The organism is Bacillus sp. JJ1122 (assembly GCF_036964885.1).
GTDB lineage: Bacteria > Bacillota > Bacilli > Bacillales > Cytobacillaceae > Mesobacillus.
Genome location: NZ_JBALQL010000045.1, coordinates 10,403 through 15,808 on the forward strand (window position 1 = coordinate 10,403; position 5,406 = coordinate 15,808).

At 39.4% G+C, this 5,406-nt stretch carries 4 protein-coding genes; all 4 read left to right on the forward strand.

Annotated elements, in window-relative coordinates:
- On the forward strand, positions 1–489 hold a 489-nt coding region (locus V7201_RS21610; RefSeq protein WP_335378821.1), incomplete at its 5' end, for a GNAT family N-acetyltransferase.
- Positions 490–926: 437 nt separating this feature from the next.
- A complete protein-coding gene (locus V7201_RS21615) occupies positions 927–1,493 on the forward strand; it encodes a YdhK family protein (RefSeq protein WP_335378870.1) in 567 nt (188 codons plus the stop codon).
- Between the two features lie 704 nt (positions 1,494–2,197).
- Complete coding sequence (locus V7201_RS21620; RefSeq protein WP_335378822.1) at positions 2,198–3,364, forward strand: TraB/GumN family protein; 1,167 nt, start codon at positions 2,198–2,200, stop codon at positions 3,362–3,364.
- A 373-nt stretch (positions 3,365–3,737) separates the two neighbouring features.
- Positions 3,738–5,327, forward strand: coding sequence for a S9 family peptidase (locus tag V7201_RS21625; RefSeq protein WP_335378823.1), 1,590 nt, complete (start codon positions 3,738–3,740; stop codon positions 5,325–5,327).
- The last annotated feature ends 79 nt before the right edge of the window (positions 5,328–5,406 follow it).

Consider the following 5,406-nt stretch of genomic DNA (forward strand, 5'->3'; position numbering starts at 1 on the left):
CCTGTACAACTATGGGACAACAATATCTCAGATTCTGTATTAGGTGAGGATTTTTCAATCGAAAAGGTAACTGAAAAGAACCTTCGGGAAGCAATCGATATTGAGATTACCATCAAAGAATTCGGCGGGGCAATAAGGGAAAAGGCATTAAAGGAAGAAATCAAGCATCCTGGATTTACTCACTATCTGCTTAGGTATAAGGGAGTCGCTTGTTCAACTGCGTGTATTTTTCATGATGGAAACCAGGCGAGACTTGAAAGTGTTGCCACATTAGAGAAATACCGTGGAAAAGGCTTGATTGGCAAGTTGATACGCCATATCCAGCAGGAAGTCCATGATAGAGGGTTCAGCCACTTATGGGTGTTCCCAATCAGCGACCAGGTAGAAAAGGTATATAATCGGTATGGATTCAAGACAATGGGAAATATAAACACGATCCATGCATTCGCAGGCGGAAAAAGTATCATGGAAATTCGCGAAGGAAAATAGTGATCATCGTTTAGGAACTCTCTTTGGATGAAGAGAGGTTCAAACTGTAGACTAACTCGATAAAAGCGAGCTAGTCTACAGTTTTTTCATGTTGGTTGGGATACTAAAAAAGGTCACCACTAAGGCTCCTTGGTGACCAAAATAGTGAAAAATTTGAAAAACAGATAACAAATAACGCTCCTTAGTGTCCGAGAAAGTTAAATATTGGATTTAAAGTTCATCATTAAGAACTAAGAATTACCTAATTGGAAAACTTTGAAAAATAAGACACCAAAAAAGGTTTTGGTTACCCAGAATAGATAAAAAAAATGGATGACACAACAGTTTTTTTAAGAGCGTGTTTTTATAAAAAAACTCTTCTAAATAGCTGCTCGATATTTTCTGCACAATTTCCTGTTATAAATTACTTATCAACTATAGAGGAGAGATAATTTATGATAATTAATAGGAAATTTTTAATGTTGATGATTTCCGTTGCAACTGCGTTCTTTTTATCTGCTTGTTCTGGGGATCAATCAGAAAACGATGGCAAGGAGAGCAGTGGAGAACATAGCAGTCATTCCAATATGGAGCATTCTGGTTCAGGGGAGCTTCCTGAAGGTTTGAAAAATGAAGAAAACCCTGCCTATAAAGTTGGCAGCAAGGCGATCATTACTGAAGACCATATGCCGGGCATGGATGGTGCTGAAGCTACAATTGTTGGTGCTTATGATACGGTTGTTTATTCTTTGTCATATGACCCGACGAACGGCGGTCCAAGGGTAGAAAATCATAAGTGGGTTATCCATGAAGAGCTGAAGGATGCCGGGGATCAGCCATTAAAAGCTGGTGATGAGGCAATCATTAATACGGATCATATGGAAGGTATGAAGGGAGCAAAGGCAGTAATCGATACAGCGGAGCAAACGACAGTATACATGGTGGATTTTACTCCTACTGACCGTTCTGAAAAAGTAACAAATCACCAGTGGGTTACTGAAAGTGAACTTTCCCCTGCAAAATAAAAATCATGGTGATACCCCGATTCCTATGGGATTGGGGTTTGTTTTTTATAGCTGCAAAAAAGAATCTTCCAAAAAAATGCAGGATTGTCTTACCTATAGCCCGGGTATATATATAGTAACAAATGAGGAGGTAAGACTCATGAATAAATTAATCAGAATGGCCATCAAATGGGGACCAGTTTTGTATCCTGTTGTTAAAAAAATGATGAATAACCGAAAATCAACTAAGCTGAAAACAACTTATTCCAAGTAAATGACAAGTAAGGAACAGAAAAGCTGCACAAGTAGTCAGAAATTATGACTCTTGTGCAGTTTTTTGTTTTCATTGGAACCACCTAAGGGATGAAAAAAAGGATTAGATTGTTCCAATAACCTTCATTGAAATCATCCTCGGGTATTAAACGGTTCAAGCTTGTCCCTTTAGTAAAATAAGAGCTATTTCGATTATAAGGTGCATCACTTGATTTGAATAAATCTTAATGTTTTGTAGCCACGCAATCAGAATTTCCTATTTAATTCAAACATTACAGTCAATTCATAAAAGTAAGTGAATCAAATGATAGATTCTTTGGTAATTAGACCAATGGTTCATGTTATAATGGAAAAATGAAACACTAACATTGTTTAAAAGTTTAATATATAAGACTGTACAAAATGGTTTGCCGCTGGGCATGGCCGCTTGGTCTATTTAAAGGAAGGTATCTATGATCGAGGATAACATAACGAGAATTAATTTAGATGGAAAAGAATACATATTGATTGGCACTGCACACGTTTCAAAACACAGCGCGGAGCAAGTAAAGGAAGTTATTGAAGCCGAAAGACCTGATTCCGTTTGTGTAGAGCTGGATGAACAAAGGTATCAAACGATCACTGAAGGTGCCAAGTGGAAGGAAATGGACATTATCCAGGTCATCAAGCAAAAGCGAGCGTCATTGCTATTAATGAATCTTGCAATTTCTTCTTTCCAAAACCGTATGGCTAAGGAACTTGGAATTAAAGCGGGACAGGAAATGGTCCAGGGAATCGAATCCGCTAAAGAAGTAGGCGCGAATCTAGTGCTAGCTGACCGGAATATCCAGATTACTTTTTCACGAATTTGGGGCAATCTTGGTCTGAGAGGGAAATCCATGCTGCTCACTCAAATCATCACCAGTATATTCAGCCATGACAGTATTTCTGAGGAAGAACTGGAGAAGATGAAGGAGCAGGATACCATCAATGCCATGCTCAATGAATTTACTGAAAGTTTCCCGCGTTTAAAGAAGCCTTTAATTGATGAGCGAGATCAGTATCTTGCCCAGAAAATTAAGGATGCGCCGGGTGAAAAGATTGTCGCAGTCCTTGGGGCTGCGCACGTACCTGGTATTAAAGAAGAAATTAAAAAAGATCAGGATTTAAAGAAGTTAAACGCTATTCCCCCTAAATCTAAATGGCCGAAAATCATCGGCTGGGCACTTCCGATTATGATTGTTGCACTTATCGTGATTACATTTTTTGCAAATCCGAATGCAGGACTTGATCAATCCGTAAGCTGGATTCTATGGACGGGATCACTTTCAGCACTTGGAACAGCTATTGCAATGGGGCATCCATTAACGATTCTTACTGCATTTGTGGCAGCACCGTTCACTGCACTGCATCCATTGCTGGCAGCTGGCTGGTTTGCTGGTCTTGCCCAAGCCTATATTCGTCGTCCGAGCGTTAAGGACTTTGAAACTCTGTCAGAAGATGTATTTAGTGTAAAAGGATTCTGGCGCAATAAGGTAAGCCGGATCCTTCTGATTGTTGTACTGTCAAATATTGGAGCATCAATCGGAACATTCATTGGCGGTGCAGATGTCATTAAAACATTTTTTGAAAACTTCTAATTAAATCAAATGCATCAAGGGATGGAATCAATACAATGATTCCATCCTTTTTTCTAATGTTAGATATATTTACTAGACATTTCAGAATTTTTCGGATAAGTTGTCAGTATAGTTAAATGTATAATTTTAGAAAATAGGGGTGGGTTTTTTTGGTGAATTTTAACAAACCGGATATCGAGAATTTTTATCGCACATCCATATTCAAGCGTTTACAGTAAGTCCAGACGAAAAACAAGTCGTTTTCAGCACCAATCTTACTGGAAAGTATAATTTGTGGGCAATGGATTTGCCAAATCAATATCCATACCCACTCACATTTGTTGATCAGAGCTGTCATGCCTTAAGATATTCAGAAAATGGAAGTTATATGGTTGTGGGTTTTGATCATGATGGGGATGAAAATGCCCAGTTATATGCACTTTCTCCTGCTGGCGGAGAACTGGTTGACCTTCGGGTAGCCGATGGCGAACGCCATATGAATCCAATTTTATCTAAAGACGGAAGCAGACTTTATTATACTTCCACTAAAGGAAATGAAATGTATCTAAATATCTATCAATATGATATTGAAACAGGCGAAGAAAGCCTATTGCTTGAAGGGTCCGAGGCAGCCAGCTTTTTAGTAAATGTGAATAAGGATGAAAACAGCTTTGTGTATGTAAAACAATTTGCAAATACATATGCGCCGGGCTACGTCCTTCAGGATGGGCAATCCTACTCTCTTACACCAGAAACCGATGAACAGTATACAGTTGGCGAGGGTGTATTTGTCGAGAGAGACTATTTCTTTGTCACTACATTTGACGAGGACTTTTCCTACCTGGCAAAATTCAATCTGGATACCTTGATTTTTACAAAGGTACTTGATATTGAAAAAGAAGAAATTGAAACGGTTCGATATGATAAAAATTCACAATCACTTTATATGTTAACATCAAAGGGTGTAAATGATTATTTGTATCGATATGAATTAGAAACTGGACTTTATAAAAAAGTAGAATTGCCTGCCACAGTCGTCCAGGGTATAGCAGTAGCGAAGAGCGGTAATATCTATCTTTTAGCCGGTTCAGCTGCAAAGCCGTATAATATTTTTCAAAAAGAAGCGAGCAGTCCTAAATGGAAGCAGTTGACCAATCTGGCAGTCCCGGGAGTAAAAGATAACGCCCTTGCACAGCCTGAAGTCCTGACTTACGCATCTTTTGACGGGCTCCCTATAGAGGCATTATTCTTCAGACCAAAAGAAGAGGCAGATAATGGTCACGTTATACTATGGCCGCACGGTGGACCGCAGGCAGCAGAGCGTAATAATTTCCGTGCAATGTTCCAATTTCTCGTGAATCGAGGTTATAGCATTTTCGCGCCAAATTTCCGCGGATCAACTGGATACGGTCTTTCGTTTACAAAAATGGTTGAAGGAAATTGGGGAGAGGGACCTCGCCTGGATAATATTGCAGGTCTTGAATACCTCTACGAAAATGGGCTTGCAGATCGAGACAAAACTTTATTAATGGGCGGCAGTTTTGGCGGTTATATGGCTCTATTATTGCATGGGCGCCATCCGGAGTATTTCAAGGCAGTAGTAGATATTTTCGGTCCGTCCAATCTCTTCTCGTTTATCGAATCAGTACCAGAGCACTGGAAACCAGTCATGAATCAATGGGTTGGCGATCCAGTTAAGGATTTCGACAAGCTCACGGAGTATTCTCCAATCACGTATCTGGATACCATGACAAAGCCAATGTTAATCATCCAGGGAGCTAACGATCCAAGGGTTGTGAAGCAGGAATCCGACCAAATCGTAAAAGCACTGAAAGATAAAGGAAGGGATGTAAAATATCTTGTCCTGGATGACGAAGGGCACGGTTTCTCGAAGAAGTCGAATGAAATTCTTTTTAACCGCACAATTCTCGAGTTCTTCGACCAATTTGTAACTGCAGACACAGGCAAAGTCCTAGCTGAATAATTCGATCAATGAAAGTACAAAAGCTTGAGGTTCAAATTCCTCAAGCTTTTTTCGTTGATCAGGAAATTATAAAATTTTT